This is a genomic window from Pantoea sp. X-Soil-TKNS-1280 (assembly GCF_059730475.1).
This window is the reverse complement of the sequence record NZ_AP035962.1, coordinates 1,249,589-1,266,169: the sequence shown is the minus strand read 5'-3', so window position 1 is coordinate 1,266,169 and position 16,581 is coordinate 1,249,589. Positions and strand designations below refer to the sequence as shown.

At 49.4% G+C, this 16,581-nt stretch carries 19 protein-coding genes and 1 pseudogene; 8 read left to right on the top strand and 12 right to left on the bottom strand.

Going from position 1 to position 16,581, the window contains the following annotated elements:
* Position 1: 1 nt before the first annotated feature.
* Together AC6I8X_RS05910 and AC6I8X_RS05905 are read right to left on the bottom strand one after the other, a co-directional pair.
* Positions 2–958 carry a YbgA family protein gene (locus AC6I8X_RS05910; RefSeq protein WP_497840718.1) on the bottom strand — a complete coding sequence of 319 codons (957 nt, stop codon included), beginning with the start codon at positions 956–958 and terminating at the stop codon, positions 2–4.
* 150 nt (positions 959–1,108) lie between these two features.
* Positions 1,109–1,309, bottom strand: coding sequence for a DUF2517 family protein (locus AC6I8X_RS05905; RefSeq protein ID WP_021182396.1), 201 nt, complete (start codon positions 1,307–1,309; stop codon positions 1,109–1,111).
* A 241-nt stretch (positions 1,310–1,550) separates the two neighbouring features.
* On the opposite strand from AC6I8X_RS05905, the gene kdpE reads away from it, so the two are divergent.
* Complete coding sequence (gene kdpE / locus AC6I8X_RS05900) at positions 1,551–2,225, top strand: two-component system response regulator KdpE (protein WP_299454789.1); 675 nt, start codon at positions 1,551–1,553, stop codon at positions 2,223–2,225.
* A gap of 239 nt (positions 2,226–2,464) precedes the next feature.
* Here kdpE and AC6I8X_RS05895 read toward each other — a convergent pair whose 3' ends face one another.
* From AC6I8X_RS05895 to AC6I8X_RS05885, 3 genes are read right to left on the bottom strand one after another with little or no spacing between them, the layout of a single operon-like run.
* Positions 2,465–2,851, bottom strand: a complete 387-nt coding sequence (locus AC6I8X_RS05895) for a hypothetical protein (protein ID WP_497840717.1) — start codon at positions 2,849–2,851, stop codon at positions 2,465–2,467.
* A 56-nt stretch (positions 2,852–2,907) separates the two neighbouring features.
* A complete protein-coding gene (locus AC6I8X_RS05890) occupies positions 2,908–2,994 on the bottom strand; it encodes a hypothetical protein (protein ID WP_497841015.1) in 87 nt (28 codons plus the stop codon).
* Positions 2,988–3,464 (bottom strand): pesticin C-terminus-like muramidase, encoded by a 477-nt coding sequence (locus AC6I8X_RS05885; RefSeq protein WP_497840716.1) that lies wholly within the window; start codon positions 3,462–3,464, stop codon positions 2,988–2,990. Before AC6I8X_RS05885 ends, AC6I8X_RS05890 begins: the two co-directional genes overlap by 7 nt.
* A gap of 245 nt (positions 3,465–3,709) precedes the next feature.
* Between AC6I8X_RS05885 and AC6I8X_RS05880 the strand changes: the two are divergent.
* Together AC6I8X_RS05880 and AC6I8X_RS05875 are read left to right on the top strand one after the other, a co-directional pair.
* Positions 3,710–3,865: pseudogene (locus AC6I8X_RS05880) on the top strand (winged helix-turn-helix domain-containing protein); the annotation flags it as partial.
* A 187-nt stretch (positions 3,866–4,052) separates the two neighbouring features.
* Positions 4,053–4,514: an Hcp family type VI secretion system effector gene (locus tag AC6I8X_RS05875; protein ID WP_497840715.1), complete on the top strand. Its 462-nt coding sequence runs from the start codon at positions 4,053–4,055 to the stop codon at positions 4,512–4,514.
* A 71-nt stretch (positions 4,515–4,585) separates the two neighbouring features.
* Here the strand turns inward: AC6I8X_RS05875 and AC6I8X_RS05870 are convergent, their stop codons facing one another.
* The 4 genes from AC6I8X_RS05870 to seqA all read right to left on the bottom strand — a co-directional run bounded on the left by AC6I8X_RS05870 (position 4,586) and on the right by seqA (position 7,976).
* A complete protein-coding gene (locus AC6I8X_RS05870) occupies positions 4,586–4,939 on the bottom strand; it encodes a hypothetical protein (protein WP_497840714.1) in 354 nt (117 codons plus the stop codon).
* Positions 4,926–5,573, bottom strand: coding sequence for a DUF8812 domain-containing protein (locus tag AC6I8X_RS05865; RefSeq protein WP_497840713.1), 648 nt, complete (start codon positions 5,571–5,573; stop codon positions 4,926–4,928). The genes AC6I8X_RS05870 and AC6I8X_RS05865 overlap by 14 nt, the downstream gene beginning before the upstream one ends.
* 194 nt (positions 5,574–5,767) lie before the next feature.
* Entirely contained in the window at positions 5,768–7,408 is a 1,641-nt protein-coding gene (gene pgm, locus AC6I8X_RS05860; RefSeq protein WP_299454800.1) for a phosphoglucomutase (alpha-D-glucose-1,6-bisphosphate-dependent), read from the bottom strand.
* 25 nt (positions 7,409–7,433) lie between these two features.
* The gene (gene seqA, locus AC6I8X_RS05855) at positions 7,434–7,976 is read right to left on the bottom strand and encodes a replication initiation negative regulator SeqA (RefSeq protein ID WP_497840712.1); all 543 of its coding nucleotides are present in this window, start codon (positions 7,974–7,976) and stop codon (positions 7,434–7,436) included.
* A gap of 247 nt (positions 7,977–8,223) precedes the next feature.
* Here seqA and ybfF point away from each other — a divergent pair, with 247 nt between their 5' ends.
* The 4 genes from ybfF (at position 8,224) to fur (ending at position 10,886) form a co-directional block, all read left to right on the top strand.
* Positions 8,224–8,988 carry an esterase gene (ybfF, locus tag AC6I8X_RS05850; RefSeq protein WP_313689764.1) on the top strand — a complete coding sequence of 255 codons (765 nt, stop codon included), beginning with the start codon at positions 8,224–8,226 and terminating at the stop codon, positions 8,986–8,988.
* Positions 8,989–9,156: 168 nt separating this feature from the next.
* Positions 9,157–9,432, top strand: coding sequence for a LexA regulated protein (gene ybfE / locus AC6I8X_RS05845; protein WP_013508279.1), 276 nt, complete (start codon positions 9,157–9,159; stop codon positions 9,430–9,432).
* 122 nt (positions 9,433–9,554) lie between these two features.
* Positions 9,555–10,085: a flavodoxin FldA gene (fldA, locus tag AC6I8X_RS05840; RefSeq protein ID WP_084873479.1), complete on the top strand. Its 531-nt coding sequence runs from the start codon at positions 9,555–9,557 to the stop codon at positions 10,083–10,085.
* A 354-nt stretch (positions 10,086–10,439) separates the two neighbouring features.
* Positions 10,440–10,886: a ferric iron uptake transcriptional regulator gene (fur, locus tag AC6I8X_RS05835; protein WP_013508277.1), complete on the top strand. Its 447-nt coding sequence runs from the start codon at positions 10,440–10,442 to the stop codon at positions 10,884–10,886.
* A 58-nt stretch (positions 10,887–10,944) separates the two neighbouring features.
* Here fur and AC6I8X_RS05830 read toward each other — a convergent pair whose 3' ends face one another.
* The 3 genes from AC6I8X_RS05830 to nagE form a co-directional block, all read right to left on the bottom strand.
* Positions 10,945–11,340: a hypothetical protein gene (locus tag AC6I8X_RS05830; RefSeq protein ID WP_299454812.1), complete on the bottom strand. Its 396-nt coding sequence runs from the start codon at positions 11,338–11,340 to the stop codon at positions 10,945–10,947.
* A 236-nt stretch (positions 11,341–11,576) separates the two neighbouring features.
* Positions 11,577–13,244, bottom strand: coding sequence for a glutamine--tRNA ligase (gene glnS, locus AC6I8X_RS05825; RefSeq protein ID WP_299454815.1), 1,668 nt, complete (start codon positions 13,242–13,244; stop codon positions 11,577–11,579).
* A gap of 151 nt (positions 13,245–13,395) precedes the next feature.
* The gene (nagE, locus tag AC6I8X_RS05820) at positions 13,396–15,435 is read right to left on the bottom strand and encodes an N-acetylglucosamine-specific PTS transporter subunit IIBC (RefSeq protein ID WP_497840711.1); all 2,040 of its coding nucleotides are present in this window, start codon (positions 15,433–15,435) and stop codon (positions 13,396–13,398) included.
* A gap of 334 nt (positions 15,436–15,769) precedes the next feature.
* Between nagE and nagB the strand changes: the two genes are divergently transcribed.
* A complete protein-coding gene (gene nagB, locus AC6I8X_RS05815; RefSeq protein WP_084873469.1) occupies positions 15,770–16,570 on the top strand; it encodes a glucosamine-6-phosphate deaminase in 801 nt (266 codons plus the stop codon).
* Positions 16,571–16,581: the final 11 nt, after the last annotated feature.

Here is a 16,581-nt window from a genome sequence, read left to right as displayed (position 1 = left end):
ATTATTGGCCGTAGCGCAGTCGCAGCGCTTCCGGGTAGGGATCAAAATAACGCTGCTGGCTCAGCCACGGATGCGGAAACTCGGCCATGTAGTGTTTCAGCATGGTGATGGGCGCCAGTAACGGCTGTACCCCGAGACGGTAGCGGTCAATCAATTGCGCCAGTTCCTGACGCTGCGGCGAGGTCAGCTGGCGACGGAAATAGCCCTGCACATGCATCAGCACATTGGTATGGTTGCGCCGGGTCGATTGATGCGCCAGCAGTTGCATCAGGCGATTGCGGTATTCAAAGGCGTAATCGTCCAGTGAATCCCACTGATCCATCTTCGCCACAAAACGCCCCAGTTCACGGTATTCATCCTGAGAATGGGACAGCAACAGCAGCTTGTAACGGCTGTGGAATGCCATCAGTTGATAGCGCGTCAGGCCGTTGCGCCACATTTGATTGAATTCGTGCAAGGCATACACACGCCCGATAAAGTTTTCACGGATGTGAGGGTCATGGAGCCGTCCATCTTCTTCCAGCGGTAACCAGGGTAATTCACGCTGCAGAAACGCAGCGAAAACGCCGGTGCCCGCCTTGCGATTGTTATTGGTTTCCGGCTCATACACCCGCACCCGTTCCAGGCCACAACTGGGTGATTTGGCACACAGAATATAGCCACAAAGGTGATGCAACGATTTCACCCGTTGCGCTGACCATTGCGCCATTTCATCAGTGACTTCATCCCCACCCTCTTTACTGAAACAAAGATGCACATGTGCGTCCTCATCTTTTACCAGGCGCAACGCCGGGCGTGGCGTGGGGAGACCAATCGCCATTTCAGGGCAGACCGGTTCAAAATGCACAAATGGGGCGAGTTCGTCGGTCGCAAAGGCAAAGCGCTTGTGGCCGCCATCGAAACGAACGCTATCCCCGAGCAGGCAGGCACTGATACCGACAGGAATTTTCTCGCGCATAGTTGTACAACCTCTGAAATCTTGTAGAGGTTTTAAGTGTAGCTGAAATGCACGCTGAACACAGCGTCAGCACTGCGTTGAATGGAAAATTGAGACAAAAAAACCCGGTGCTTCAGGGAAGACACCGGGTCTGTCTGCTGCGGAGCAGCGTTACCAGAAAATACCGCCTGCCGCTTCAGATTGTGCCAGCCACACTGGCTTAGCACTGGTTTTGCACCACATACGATGCAGATAGCTGTAAAAACGTGCGCGATCGGCACGGAACAGCATCACGGGGAGCGCCAGCACGCCCAGTAACACCACCAGCGCACGGCGCAGCACAACTTTGTAGAACGGATATGCCTGATACATGATTGCCTCCTGGTGAGTCATAGAAAATGTGATCTGACACGAATATTACGCCTGGTTGTGTAATTTTACTACTCATCCGACCACTTTTTTGATCTTTTTTTGTCCATTTTCTCACCGGCCTGAAATTAAGTTACATAAGTGTAAACTTTAAGTTCTCACCAGGTAACAAACTCCAACGCGGACGTCAGAACGATTTATTGCTACAGTGAGCTGTTATCCATTTTTTGCCGCAGGAGTCCATGTGACCACCATCTTGATCGTCGAAGATGAAAAGGAGATTCGCCGTTTTGTGCGCCTGGCGCTGGAAGGCGAAGGGTTAAAAATTGTGGAAGCTGAACAGTTGCAGCGTGGTTTGATCGAAGCCGCAACACGCAAGCCTGACCTGGTGATCCTGGATTTGGGTCTGCCCGATGGTGATGGTAATGATTTTATCCGCGAAGTGCGCCAGTGGAGCAGCATGCCGGTGATTGTGTTGTCAGCACGCACCGATGAGCAGGACAAGATCGATGCACTGGATGCCGGTGCCGATGACTATCTCACCAAACCTTTTGGTATTGGCGAATTGCTGGCACGCGTCCGCGTGGCATTGCGCCGTCATCAGAACAACCAACCTGAGCCGGTCTTGAATTTTGGTGATGTCAGTGTCGATATTGCAGCACGGCGCGTTTTACGCGCGGGTGAGGAAGTCCATCTGACCCCGACAGAATTTCGTCTGCTCAGCCTGCTGCTGAATAATGCTGGTAAGGTTTTGACGCAACGCCAGTTGCTGAACCAGGTGTGGGGGCCGAATGCGGTGGAACATAGCCATTATCTGCGTATTTATATGGGGCATTTGCGCCAGAAGCTGGAAGCCAATCCCACTCAGCCAAACCATTTACTGACCGAGACCGGTATTGGGTATCGATTTATGCCGTAAAAATGTGTGTTAATCCGCAAATGTTAATCATTAAGGATGACCTGCATAATTTTCACTGCGATATTTGAGTTTCCTCAGTCAGTCGTAGCGGCGCGATTTATCGCGCGTTTTACAACACCGCATAAAAACAGCGCGATAAATCGCGCCGCTACTTTCTGATCAAGCAAACCTGGTCTGACAGTTGCAATTTCATTATATTTCCTCTGCCAGAGAAATCATTAAAAACATCATATAAATCACTAAGGATATATATTATCAAAGAATATTTTTTCCTGCTGATATTCTCTCACTAAACAATCATTCCTGTAAGCTATCTCTCCATCAGTGTTTAGCGATTCAAATATTTCAACCGTGCACTTTTTTTGTATAGTTGACTCCCATGATTTTTTTAAATCAAGGATGAGTTTTTTCTTTTCGGGAGTGTTTTTTATCTGATTTTTAATAGCGTTATTTGCCTCTGCCCGAGCCCCTTCCATTTTTTTAAATGATCGATCATTAATTCCCTGAAGTTGTTTTATTTCTATCTCTGTCCCAGCAGAATAGCATAGCATTGAATAAGAAAAATTTAAAAATATAAAAAGATTAATTTTCCTCATAATAATCCACCCGTCGTTTAAATCTGTCATTACTTACGTTCAGCCAGTAACTTCTGGTCGATAACACCTTACCGAATCCCTCTATATCACCTGAATATGCCTGAAGTTGCCTGAAGTTGCAGAATTTCCCTCGATTTTTCACTGTAGTCTCCCCTATATCGCAGATCTACCAATACTGCTTTGATTTTTTCTGGTATATTCTGCCAAGCCTCATTCGCATCAATATCTTTTTTCGGATGAAATTTTTTATTGTAGCCCTATCCTTACATATCCTCTCTACATCTCTTTTCAATTCATTATATGTTATTTCGAATAAAGACAATTGCTGAACCTCAGAAATTTCACCTATTTTATCTTTGTACTTGGTTACAAAATCGTATGCAGCACATCCTTTCAATCCAGCCGCATCTGAAATAAGCTCCGCCTGTTCTTTTTTTATCCCTGATCTTTTTAACACGCTCAATGCCTTTATTTTGGTTCTACTCCCAAGATCAAAACCACGGCCAATTGTAACCCCGGAAGCATTTTTTCTACATGAAGACGATACGCCAGGCCAATGTATTTTCCTTGAGTAATCTCTGCTGGTTTTAACATTGTTACCTTCGGTGCGAAATGTCAGCAATCCTTCCTCTGGTTCAAGCATGATGTCCTATCCTGCAACCTGAAATGTGGACCTCACCTTAGCGTGTCGATTTGGTGAAGTGAACTGTGCCCTCCACGGTGAAATTACCAATAAAAAAGGGTTCATGATCAACATGAACCCTTCTGCATCAACCATTAGCAGGTCAATAAAATCTGCAAGATCGGCAATATATTGTATGCCTGATCCTGTATCGCTTACGCGTTCTTCAGCACTTCGCTGACAATCTCTACCGCTTCTTTCTCGATCAGCTGCTGAATCAAGTATGGGGGCTGAATGCGGTGCAACATAGCCATTATCTGCGTATTTATATGGGACATTTGCGCCAGAAGCTGGAAGCCAATCCCACTCAGCCAAACCATTTACTGACCGAGACCGGTATTGGGTATCGATTTATGCCGTAAAAATGTGTGTTAATCCGCAAATGTTAATCATTAAGGATGACCTGCATAATTTTCACTGCGATATTTGAGTTTCCTCAGTCAGTCGTAGCGGCGCGATTTATCGCGCGTTTTACAACACCGCATAAAAACAGCGCGATAAATCGCGCCGCTACGTTACGAGCATTATGAAATAAATAGGGAGATTTAAATGAATAATGTTTTTCTTAAAATAGATGGGCTAATGGGAGAGTCAAAGGACTCAGCGCATCTGGGATGGATTGATATTGGCACTTACTCATGGGGTGTAAGAAGAAAAGGTGATACACCGGGATCAGGTGCAACAAATTATCATCATCTCACCGTACATTGCCAGGCTGACAAAGCGACTGCTGGCGCGCTTATGTATGCTTCAAATGGTAATAAGATAAAGAAAGTGGAAATATCAACATGCAAGGCTGGCGGAAGTCAGATGGAATATTATCGAATTACGCTGGAGAGTGTCATCATCATCGAAGTACTTTTGAATGAAAGTGGTTCAATGACAGACGTTGAATATGAATTCCAGGCAGACAGGGTCAAATTCCAGTACTGGGAGCAATGTGCTTCAGGAGTGAAAGGGGCGGAGACTCGTATGGGGTGGAATATAAAAGAATCGGCATCTTACTTTTAGTAAATCATTGAGGTAACTATTTCCCTTCAATATTACCCCCTTTTCACCTCAGGAAAGGGGGGTAATTTAGACTAAAATCTAAGTTTGTAAAAAAAATCACTTTCTGCTTTATACTCATCTACAAGGCACGAACTCCTCTCAGCTATTTCAGCATCTCTATGAAGTGATTCTAATATTCCCAGTGTGCATTTTTTTTGTATGGTCACTTCCCATGATTTTTTTAGATCTAATATTCGCCCTTTTTCTTCCGGGATGGTTTTTATTGTTTCCTTTATTGTTTTATCGAGATCTTTTTTTGCTACCTCGACTTTCTCCAGTGCTTTTTCATTAATCTCTGCAAGCTGGCTCATTTCTGGTTCGGTAAATGCTGCATGCACATTTAAAGAAAAGGCTATTAACAAACAAAAAAATCTAATATCTCTCATAATATTCAACCCTTTTGTTAAATCTATCTATTGGCACTCCCGCCCATAATGATCTATTCGACAACGTTTTGCCAAAACCAATCAAATCTCCTGCATATGCCATAGGTTGCAGGAGTTCTCTTGCGTAATCTTTATAATCGCCACGATATCTCAAATCGATTAGAATATCTTTAATCTTCCCTGGAATATTATTCCATGCCACATCAGGAGGAGTATCTGGCCTCGGGTGATATTTGATTAATATATCTTTCTTTTTGCATATTCTTTCAACATCCTTCTTTAATTCAACATATGCTATGTTAAATAAATTAACCTGCTGACGCTCAGATATCTCACCTATTCTTTCTTTATTCTTTTTGACAAAATCATATGCAGCACATCCTTTTAATTTTGCAGCTTCAGAGATCAGTTCTGCCTGTTCTTTTTTTATTCCAGCTTTTATCAATGTGTTTAAAACGCTTATTGTTGAGCGATCACCAAGATCGAACCCTCTGCCAAGAGTCACGCCCGAAAGCTGTTTGCGGCAAAGAGATAAATTCCCAGGCCAGTGAATAACCCTTGAATAGTTTCGACTTGATTTAACATTGTTACCTTCGGCGCGAAATGTCAGCAATCCTTCCTCTGGTTCAAGCATGATGTCCTATCCTGCAACCTGAAATGTGGACCTCACCTTAGCGTGTCGATTTGGTGAAGTGAACTGTGTCCTCCACGGTGAAATTACCAATAAAAAAGGGTTCATGATCAACATGAACCCTTCTGCATCAACCATTAGCAGGTCAATAAAATCTGCAAGATCGGCAATATATTGTATGCCTGATCCTGTATCGCTTACGCGTTCTTCAGCACTTCGCTGACAATCTCTACCGCTTCTTTCTCGATCAACTGACGATGCTCAGCACCAAGGAAGCTTTCACAGTAGATTTTGTAGGCATCTTCGGTGCCTGACGGACGAGCAGCGAACCAGCCATTTTCCGTCATCACTTTCAGGCCACCAATCGCCGCGCCGTTACCGGGTGCGGCCGTCAGACGCGCGGTAATCGGGTCACCTGCCAGGGTATCGGCACTGACCATTTCCGGAGACAGTTTCGACAGCGCTGCTTTCTGTGCCGACGTTGCTGAGGCCTGTAAACGGTTGTAGCTCGGTGCACCAAAACGCGCAGCCAGCTCATCATAATGCTGCTGCGGGTTTTTACCGGTTACCGCCGTAATTTCTGCGGCCAGCAGGCACATGATGATACCGTCTTTATCAGTGGACCAGGCTGTGCCATCGAAACGCAGGAAAGATGCCCCGGCGCTCTCTTCACCGCCGAAACCAAAACTGCCATCAAACAGGCCATCAACAAACCACTTAAAGCCAACCGGTACTTCCACCAGCTTGCGGCCAATATCGTTCACCACACGGTCAATCATCGCACTGGACACCAGAGTTTTACCCACGGCGACATCTTTGCCCCATTGCGGACGATGCTGGAACAGGTAGTTGATCGCTACCGCCAGATAGTGGTTTGGATTCATCAGACCAGCCGGAGTCACGATACCGTGGCGGTCATAATCCGGGTCGTTACCGAATGCCAGGTCGAATTTGTCGCGGTACGCCAGCAGGCCAGCCATGGCGCATTCTGACGAGCAGTCCATACGCACTACGCCATCTTTATCCAGATGCATAAAGCGGAACGTCTGATCTATCGCATCGTTAACGATGGTGATGTCCAGCTTGTAGTGCTCGGCAATACGCTGCCAGTAGGCCATGCCGGAACCGCCAAGCGGATCCACACCAATTTTCAGGCCCGCTTTCTGAATCGCCGGGAAGTCAATCACCTGCGCCAGACCTGCCACATATGGCTGAATCAGATCCTGTTCAACGATATGACCGCTGGCCCACGCCTGATCCAGTGGCAGACGTTTCACCTCTTTCAATCCACCTTTCATCAGCTGGTTAGCACGATCTTCCACCACTTTAGTGACGTTAGTATCGGCCGGACCACCATTCGGCGGGTTGTATTTAATGCCACCATCTTCCGGTGGGTTGTGCGACGGTGTGATAACAATGCCATCAGCCTGGGCACCACCGCGTTTGTTGTGCTCCAGGATGGCGTTAGAAATCGCCGGCGTCGGCGTATAACCGTTGTCCTGTTGCACAATCACATCCACGCCGTTAGCCGCCAGCACTTCCAGTACAGACAGAATCGCCGGTTCAGACAGCGCATGCGTGTCTTTACCGACATAGCACGGGCCAGTGATGCCGTTCTTTTTACGCTCTTCCGCAATCGCCTGAGCAATCGCCAGAATGTGCATTTCGTTGAAGCTCTGACGTCCTGCGCTACCACGATGGCCGGAAGTGCCAAATTTCACCGCATGTTCCGGATTAGCCACATCAGGCTGCAAAACGTAGTACTGAGAGGTTAATTGTGCAACGTTAATCAAATCGCTCTGCTGGGCGGGTTGCCCGGCACGGGGGTGATTGGCCATTGGCGCTTCTCCCTGACGCTTCAGTTTAAATGGTGCCGCAAACTTTCTCTGTCAGCTCCGGTGGGAACTGCATGGCTAACATGATGTGCTCCACCATGCTGCATTTGCGACCAGTATTGGTATTGGTGATCACCCAATACGGCGTGCCGGGCACGTGCTTCGGCTTAGTATGGGTGCCATTTTGCAACAGCGTATGCTCGTCACCCGCGAAATAAACACGGGTACGCCCCTGCAGTGACGCAGTGGCTTCAGCAAAGGCTGCGGGATCAAGACGATAGAGCGTTGACAAGACCAGCATGAAGCGGTTAACCGCCTTTTTTTGCTCCGCATACTCATCGGAAAGTAGCAGTTCACGTACCGCGCGAACGCGATCCTGCGGGCGCGGTTCGCTGCGCACTGGCTGTGATTCTTTTGCTGCAGCCTGAGCCACAGCAGGGGTTGCAGGGGCACTCTGACCGGCAGTGAACTTCAGCATGCGGCGCAAAATTTCGGAGGCGCTTTCGCCAATGTGCTGGGTGTGGCTGGCAATATAACGGTAGAGTTCTTCGTCAACTTCAATCGTTTTCATCTTTTTCCGTACGATTCTGGCAAATGACAGAACCACGCATTTCTGCAAAGGCCTTAGCAAAATCCTGCCGTGCAAAATGTGAGCGGGTTCTAACATGAGGATTATAAAGTTAAATCCCAGGCTGCCGATAGCGCTGGCATCGTTTCAGGGCAAAAGTCAGATAATGCCCTAATACCCACCTGGCTGGCTCCTGGACAGGTGGATCCATGATAACCTAAGCGAAGCTCACAACCGTAAGAACTTTGCCATGATTTTGAATGCCCGTCTGCAAACTGAACAATCTGCCCCCGAAGCTACCCCTATTCTGTTAATTCATGGCCTGTTTGGCAGCCTGGATAACCTCGGTGTACTGGCGCGTGGCCTGCGCGATGCCTGCCCTACCCTGCAGGTTGATGTGCGTAATCACGGCCTCTCCGGCCGCAGCGAAATCATGAACTATTCGGCGATGGCGCAGGATATTGTCGAAACGCTGGATGCCCAGGGCATCGATCGTGTCAGCGTCGTTGGTCATTCGATGGGCGGTAAAATCGCCATGGCGTTAAGCGCCATCGCACCACACCGCATTGAAAAACTGGTGATGATCGATATCGCCCCGGTCGATTATCAGACGCGTCGCCATGATGAAATTTTCGCCGCTATCCGTGCCGTAAGCGCAGCAGGTGTGACACGCCGCAGCGAAGCCGCTGAGGTGATGCGCCCCCTGCTGGATGAAGAAGGCGTGATTCAGTTCATTCTGAAATCGTTCCAGGACGGTGAATGGCGCTTCAATGTGCCGGTGTTGTGGGATAACTACACCACTATCTCCGGCTGGGAAGAGGTACCTGCATGGCCACATCCGGCGCTGTTTATCCGCGGTGGTGATTCACCCTATCTGGATAATCAGCACCGTGATGCGTTGTTGCGCCAGTTCCCCCAGGCACATGCGCATGTCATCAGCGGCGCCGGGCACTGGGTCCATGCCGAAAAACCTGAAGCCGTTTTGCGCGCAGCGCGCCGATTTTTTGTACTGTAAAAGCAAAAGCTTGCCGCGAACCGTTTAAGGTTGGCGTAGTCAGGGGCGCTGGAGTATGATGTCGCGCTAAAAATTTGCCACGGATGATTTTTTCACCGTGGCCGGGCCGATAATGTATAAATCGCGCAGCGCCTTTCCGCCGTTCGCGCCCACTCAGTTTTACAAATCATGGCAAAAGAACAGACTGACCGTACCACGCTCGATCTCTTCGCTGATGAGCGGCGTCCCGGTCGCCCCAAAACCAGTCCGCTGACGCGTGACGAACAGTTGCGGATTAACAAACGCAATCAGCTGAAACGCGATAAAGTGCGAGGATTGCGTCGTGTTGAGCTGAAAATGAGCAGCGAGGCCGTTGATGCACTCAACACCCTGGCTGAGCAACAAAACATCAGCCGCAGCGAATTAATTGAACAAATGCTGCTGGCGCAGCTCAAACTGTCGTAACAGGCGCAGACCGCACGCAGGAACAAAAGTCACGGCTTTACAAGTTCCGCCACTTTGCCCGGTCTGCTATCATTCGCTGTCATCACATATTCAATATCAGGATTTAAGAGGTCACTTAACCCATGGCAATCGTAGGCATTTTCTTCGGCAGCGATACCGGCAACACTGAAAACATTGCAAAAATGATCCAGAAACAACTGGGTAAAGACGTGGCCGAAGTGCATGACATTGCCAAGAGCACTAAAGAAGATCTCGAAGCATTCGATATTCTGTTGCTGGGCATTCCGACCTGGTACTACGGCGAAGCACAGTGTGATTGGGATGATTTCTTCCCGACGCTGGAAGAGATCGACTTCAATGGCAAACTGGTTGCGCTGTTCGGCTGTGGTGACCAGGAAGATTATGCAGAATACTTCTGCGATGCGATGGGCACCATCCGTGACATTATCGAGCCAAATGGTGCGGTGATTGTCGGTCACTGGCCGACCGAGGGTTACCACTTCGAAGCGTCCAAAGGTCTGGCCGATGACAAACACTTCCTTGGTCTGGCTATCGATGAAGATCGTCAGCCGGAACTGACCAACGAACGTGTTGATAAGTGGGTGAAACAGATTTTCGATGAGCTGCAGCTGAAAGACATTATCGAAGCCTGATCCCCTTTCCTACTCAATGTGGGCGCTGGCTCACATTGAGAATCGGAAATTCCTATAAAAATAATAGCCACGTTTTTTTAACTTTTACCTGCAAATCTGTAGAATACCCGTAACGGTCATCCGCTTATTCCTCTGGCATCAGAATGAGGCTGAGTGAAATGGAAACAAAGACCTGTACGATCCCCGCCGGCGTTAGCGACATTTTTCCCTACAGCCATTGGTGATTTCAGGACGTGCCCTTGGTTTTCATTTCACTGCTTGAGTTCTATAATGAGACGCAAATGAGAATGCGCGTGATCGACATTCAAGGCCCTGCGCCGCAAGTGACTAGCAAAGTAACAGGACAATATCCGCATGACTGACAACAACTCCGCATTGAAGAAGGCTGGCCTGAAAGTCACTCTACCCAGACTGAAAATTCTGGAAGTGCTTCAGGAACCCGAGTGCCATCACGTCAGTGCGGAAGATTTGTACAAACGCCTGATCGACATGGGCGAAGAGATTGGTCTGGCAACGGTATATCGCGTTCTTAACCAGTTTGATGACGCGGGTATCGTGACTCGTCATAACTTTGAAGGTGGCAAATCCGTCTTTGAACTGACGCAACAGCATCATCATGACCACTTGATCTGCCTGGATTGTGGCAAAGTGATCGAGTTCAGTGATGAGTCTATTGAGACGCGTCAACGTGAAATCGCAACACGTCACGGTATCAAACTCACCAACCACAGCCTGTACCTGTACGGCCACTGTGCGCTGGGAGACTGCCGCGAAGACGAGACGCTCCACGATAAGCAATAAAATGTGCTATGCAGTATGAAAAAACCGGTGCCTGGCACCGGTTTTTTTATTCCTGAGATTACAGAACCAGCGTTTCCTGCAGGTAACGCCAGCGCGGAATGGAGGTGGTGCAATCCAGCACCGCCAGAGAAATACGACTCTGGTTGTTGCCGTTCATCATCTGCAACTCACGATATTGAATGGTCACTTCCTGGCTTTGCTGTGAAATGATGGCATGTTCGCTGGTCGCGATACGCATCCCTTCCCGCTGACCACGCAACTGGCGGAACAACACCTCCATCGCATTTAAATCCAGCTGTTTACCCTGCGGGGTCACCATTTTGAAATCCGGGTGAAAATGCGAGAGAAACAACTCAATGCTGTCGTCAGTGCCCTCTGACTGATTAAAAATACGTTCTATAAGCTGATGTAAAACCACTACGCTGTGTTTGGCTTCCTGAGCGAGACTCGTCATTTTTTTTCCTTTTTCAACCCGCGGAGCAACGTCTGGGAGCGCATAGCCTACCTGAAATACAGTTTTTCACACTCGCAAATGGATTAATTTTACTAAAGTCAGATTAGTTGCAAATCCCGGTAACAAACGCATTTCACACCCCACAGCATAAAAGGTTGCCAGCCCGAAATTACAGCCAATAAAAAAGGGCGATTGCTCGCCCTTTCATGATGATATGGTGATAACGACAAAAAGGATTAATCGCCGATTTTCGCCCAGGTATCACGTAAACCGACAGTGCGGTTAAACACCAGCTTAGAGGGCTGTGAGTAAACGCTGTCCGCGCAGAAATAACCTTCACGTTCAAACTGATACGGCGCCAGCGCATCGGCGTCACGCAGTCCAGGCTCGACAAAGCCCTGTTTGATTTCCAGTGAATTCGGGTTAATGGTGGTGAGGAAATCCTCAGCCGCTCCCGGATTTGGCACGCTGAACAGACGATCGTAGAGACGGAATTCCGCAGGTAACGCGTGGATCGCGGAAACCCAGTGGATCACACCCTTCACCTTGCGGCCATCAGCCGGATCTTTGCTCAGGGTATCAACGTCACAGCTACAGTAGATGCAGGTGATATTGCCTTCTTCATCTTTCGCCACGCGCTCTGCACGGATCACGTAAGCATTACGCAGACGAACTTCTTTGCCCAGCACCAGACGTTTGTACTGTTTATTGGCTTCTTCACGGAAATCCGCACGATCGATCCACACTTCGCGGCTGAACGGCACATCACGCGTACCCATCTCCGGTTTGTTGGGATGGTTTGGCATGGTGATAATTTCTTCATGACCCGCAGGCAGATTCTCAATCACCACTTTCAGCGGATCGAGGACCGCCATCGCACGCGGTGCGTTCTCGTTGAGATCGTCACGAATGCATGACTCCAGCGACGCCATTTCCACGATGTTGTCCTGCTTGGTTACGCCAATGCGGCGGCAGAACTCACGAATCGAGGCGGCGCTGTAACCACGGCGGCGCAGACCGGAAACGGTCAGCATACGCGGATCATCCCAGCCTTCGACGATCTTCTCGCTCACCAGCTGCGTCAGCTTGCGCTTCGACATCACGGCATATTCCAGATTCAGGCGCGAGAATTCATACTGACGCGGATGAACCGGAATGGAGATGTTGTCCAGCACCCAGTCATACAGACGACGGTTATCCTGGAATTCCAGGGTGCAAAGCGAATGGGTGATACCTTCCAGCGCATCGGAAATGCAGTGGGTGAAATCGTACATCGGATAGATGCACCATTTTTTGCCGGTCTGATGATGTTCAGCAAACTTAATACGGTACAGCACCGGATCGCGCATCACGATAAAGTTGGATGCCATATCGATTTTGGCACGCAGACAGGCCTTACCTTCCTCGAAACCGCCATCGCGCATTTTTTCAAACAGCGCGAGGTTTTCAGCCGGGGTACGATCACGGTATGGGCTGTTTTTGCCCGGCGCAGTCAGGGTGCCACGGTATTCACGGATTTCTTCTGGTGTCAGCTCATCAACATAGGCGAGGCCTTTGTTGATCAGTTCCACTGCGTAGCTGTACAGCTGGTCGAAATAGTCTGAGGAGTAACAAACGTCTCCGCTCCATTCAAAGCCCAGCCATTGCACGTCGCGCTTGATGGATTCAACGAATTCCATATCTTCTTTCACCGGGTTGGTGTCGTCGAAGCGCAGATTGCACTGACCCTGGTAATCTTGTGCGATACCAAAGTTCAGACAGATCGATTTCGCATGGCCAATATGCAGGTAACCATTGGGCTCAGGCGGGAAACGGGTATGCACGCTGTTGTGCTTACCGCTCGCCAAATCTTCGTCGATAATCTGACGAATAAAGTTCGTTGGGCGGGCTTCAGCCTCACTCATCTCAAAATCCTCAAATACAATACGGGTGATTTGTACTACGAAGTAACGGAGTATGATCCACAAAGCGCAGGAGGGAAACAACCGTTTGTTGGCCGTTTTAAAACAAAAAAGGCAGGAATCGCTTCCTGCCTTACGGGTTCATCACAAGGACTTAGCCTTTAACCTCGTACAAACGGGTTTCACCTGCCACGACGGAACCACTCGCCAGCAGATTGAGGCCCGCGAAATCATCGCTGTTGCTGACCACCACCGGACTTATCATCGAACGCGCATGGGCGTTGAGGAAATCCAGATCCATCTCCAGCACCGGCTGTCCCGCCGCAACGGTCGCCCCCTCTTCCACCAGCCGCGTGAAGCCTTTGCCTTCCAGCGCGACGGTATCAAGGCCCATATGCACCACAATCTCGACGCCGTTGTCAGTTTCGAGGCAGAACGCATGGTTGGTGTTGAAGATTTTCACGATAGTACCGGCAATCGGTGCCACCACGGTTTTACCGGTGGGTTTGATCGCCAGACCATCGCCGACCGCTTTGCTGGCGAAGGCTTCGTCCGGCACCGCATCCAGTGCCACCACCTCACCACTGACCGGAGCCAGCAGCGTGGCTACCACGCGTTTTTCGCTGTTCAGCACCGCCTGAGGTTGTGCAGAAGCAGCAGGCTGAGCCGCCGCCACTGAGGCAGTCGCTGCCGCGGCCACCGGGCCTTTGGTCAGCACCGTTTTCATTGCCGTAGCAATGCTTTCAGCCTGAGTACCGACAATGATCTGCACGCTTTGTTTGTTCAGACGAATCACGCCAGAAGCGCCAAGACGTTTCGCCACACTGTCATTAACCTGCGAGGAATCTTTCACGTTCAGACGCAGACGGGTGATACAGGCATCGATATTGGTCAGATTGTCAGAACCACCTACCGCACCGATATAGCGACGGGCAAGGGATTCGGTCTGGCTTTCGTTGCTGCCACTGTGATCAACGTTGACGTCATAGCCATCAGTTTCATCATCAGCAGACAGTTCACGACCCGGCGTCATCAGGTTGAATTTCTGGATGGTGAAGCGGAACACCACGTAGTAGATGACGAAGAACACCAGCCCTTGTGGAATCAGCATCCACCAATGCACCGCCAGCGGGTTACGCGTTGACAGCACCATATCCACCAGCCCGGCGCTGAAGCCGAAACCAGCAATCCAGTGCATGCTGGCCGCGATAAACACCGAGAGACCTGTCAGTACCGCATGGATGACATACAGCACCGGTGCCACGAACATAAAGGAGAATTCCAGCGGTTCGGTGATACCAGTGAAAAAAGCAGCAAAGGCAGCTGCCAGCATGATACCACCGACTTTGGCCCGGTTTTCCGGACGAGCGCAGTGATAAATCGCCAGCGCTGCTCCCGGCAGACCAAACATCATGATCGGGAAGAAGCCAGCCTGGTAACGACCAGTGATACCCGGAATACCGGTACCATTGGCGATGGACTGCGCGCCACCAAGGAATTTAGGAATATCGTTGATACCGGCAACATCGAACCAGAACACCGAGTTCAGCGCGTGATGCAGGCCAACCGGAATCAGCAGACGGTTAAAGAAGGCATAGACACCTGCGCCGACGGAACCCAGCTTCTGAATCTCCTCACCAAAGCTCACCAGACCATTAAACACCAATGGCCAGATATACATCAGGATGAAAGCAACGAGGATCATCAGGAAGGAGACAAGGATCGGTACCAGACGACGGCCGCTAAAGAACGACAGCGCCTTAGGTAGCTCAACATGGCTGAAGCGGTTGTACACTTCCGCCGAGATAATCCCCACCAGAATACCGACAAACTGGTTTTCGATTTTGCCGAATGCAGCAGGCACTTGATCGACAGGTATTTTTTGAATCATCGCGACAGCAGCTGGCGAACACAGCGTGGTCACCACAAGGAAACCCACAAAGCCAGTCAGTGCCGCAGCACCATCTTTATCTTTGGACATGCCATAAGCCACACCGATGGCAAACAGCACGGACATATGTTCAATGATAGCGGCACCAGATTTGATCAACAGCGCAGCCAGAGCGTTACCCGCCCCCCAGCTGTCTGGATCGATCCAATACCCTACCCCCATTAAAATTGCCGCTGCCGGCAGGGTCGCTACCGGCACCATAAGCGCTCGGCCGACCTTTTGCAGATATCCTAGAACACTCACCTTATTCTCCCCCTTTGAGACTGGCGTTTTCCCGGTGCGGGTTGATTTTATTATCCCGGCATCCGGTACCTTGATGACACGACTGACCACGTGGCGCAGTGTAAAGATAAATTAATTCGCCTCGCAAATTAAAACCACGATAACTGTGATTTTTATCACCAAAAATGACGTTTTAATACCCGTACGACTAGCCAGCACCCCAAACTTATTTTATGATGAAAAATATCAAGACGCACTTTTCCCTGCATGGTTGAGCTTAAACGGATTACGCTTAAGAACAATCTGTAGAGAGAACGGCGACTCCACTTTTCCAATCTTTAACTGAGGTGAAGACATGAGACTGATCCCTTTAGCCACACCTACCCAGGTGGGTAAATGGGCCGCGCGCCATATCGTTAACCGCATTAACGCGTTTAATCCTGGCCCAGATCGTCCCTTTGTGCTAGGTCTTCCAACCGGTGGTACACCGCTGGAAGCTTACAAGCACCTGATCGAGATGCATAAAGCGGGCCAGGTTAGCTTCAAACATGTTGTCACCTTCAACATGGATGAATACGTTGGTCTGCCAAAAGAACACCCGGAAAGTTACCATAGTTTTATGTATCGTAACTTTTTCGATCACATTGATATTCAACCGGAAAATATCAATCTTCTGAATGGCAATGCGGAAGATATTGACGCAGAATGTCGTCAGTACGAAGAGAAGATCCGCGCCCTGGGCAAAATCCATCTGTTTATGGGTGGGGTGGGCAATGATGGTCATATTGCTTTTAACGAACCAGCCTCCTCGCTCGCATCCCGTACCCGTATCAAAACGTTGACACACGAAACCCGCCTCGCCAATTCCCGTTTCTTTAACGGTGACGTGGATCAGGTGCCAAAATACGCTCTGACTGTTGGCGTGGGTACGCTGCTGGATGCGGAAGAAGTGATGATTCTGGTCACCGGTCATGTCAAAGCGCAGGCATTGCAGGCCGCCGTAGAAGGCAACGTTAACCATATGTGGACCATCAGTTGCCTGCAGCTGCATGCGAAATCCGTGGTGGTCTGTGACGAACCCGCCACCATGGAACTGAAAGTGAAAACCGTGAAATATTTCCGCGAAATGGAAGCGGAAAATATGAAAGGTGTGTAAGAGCACGTTGT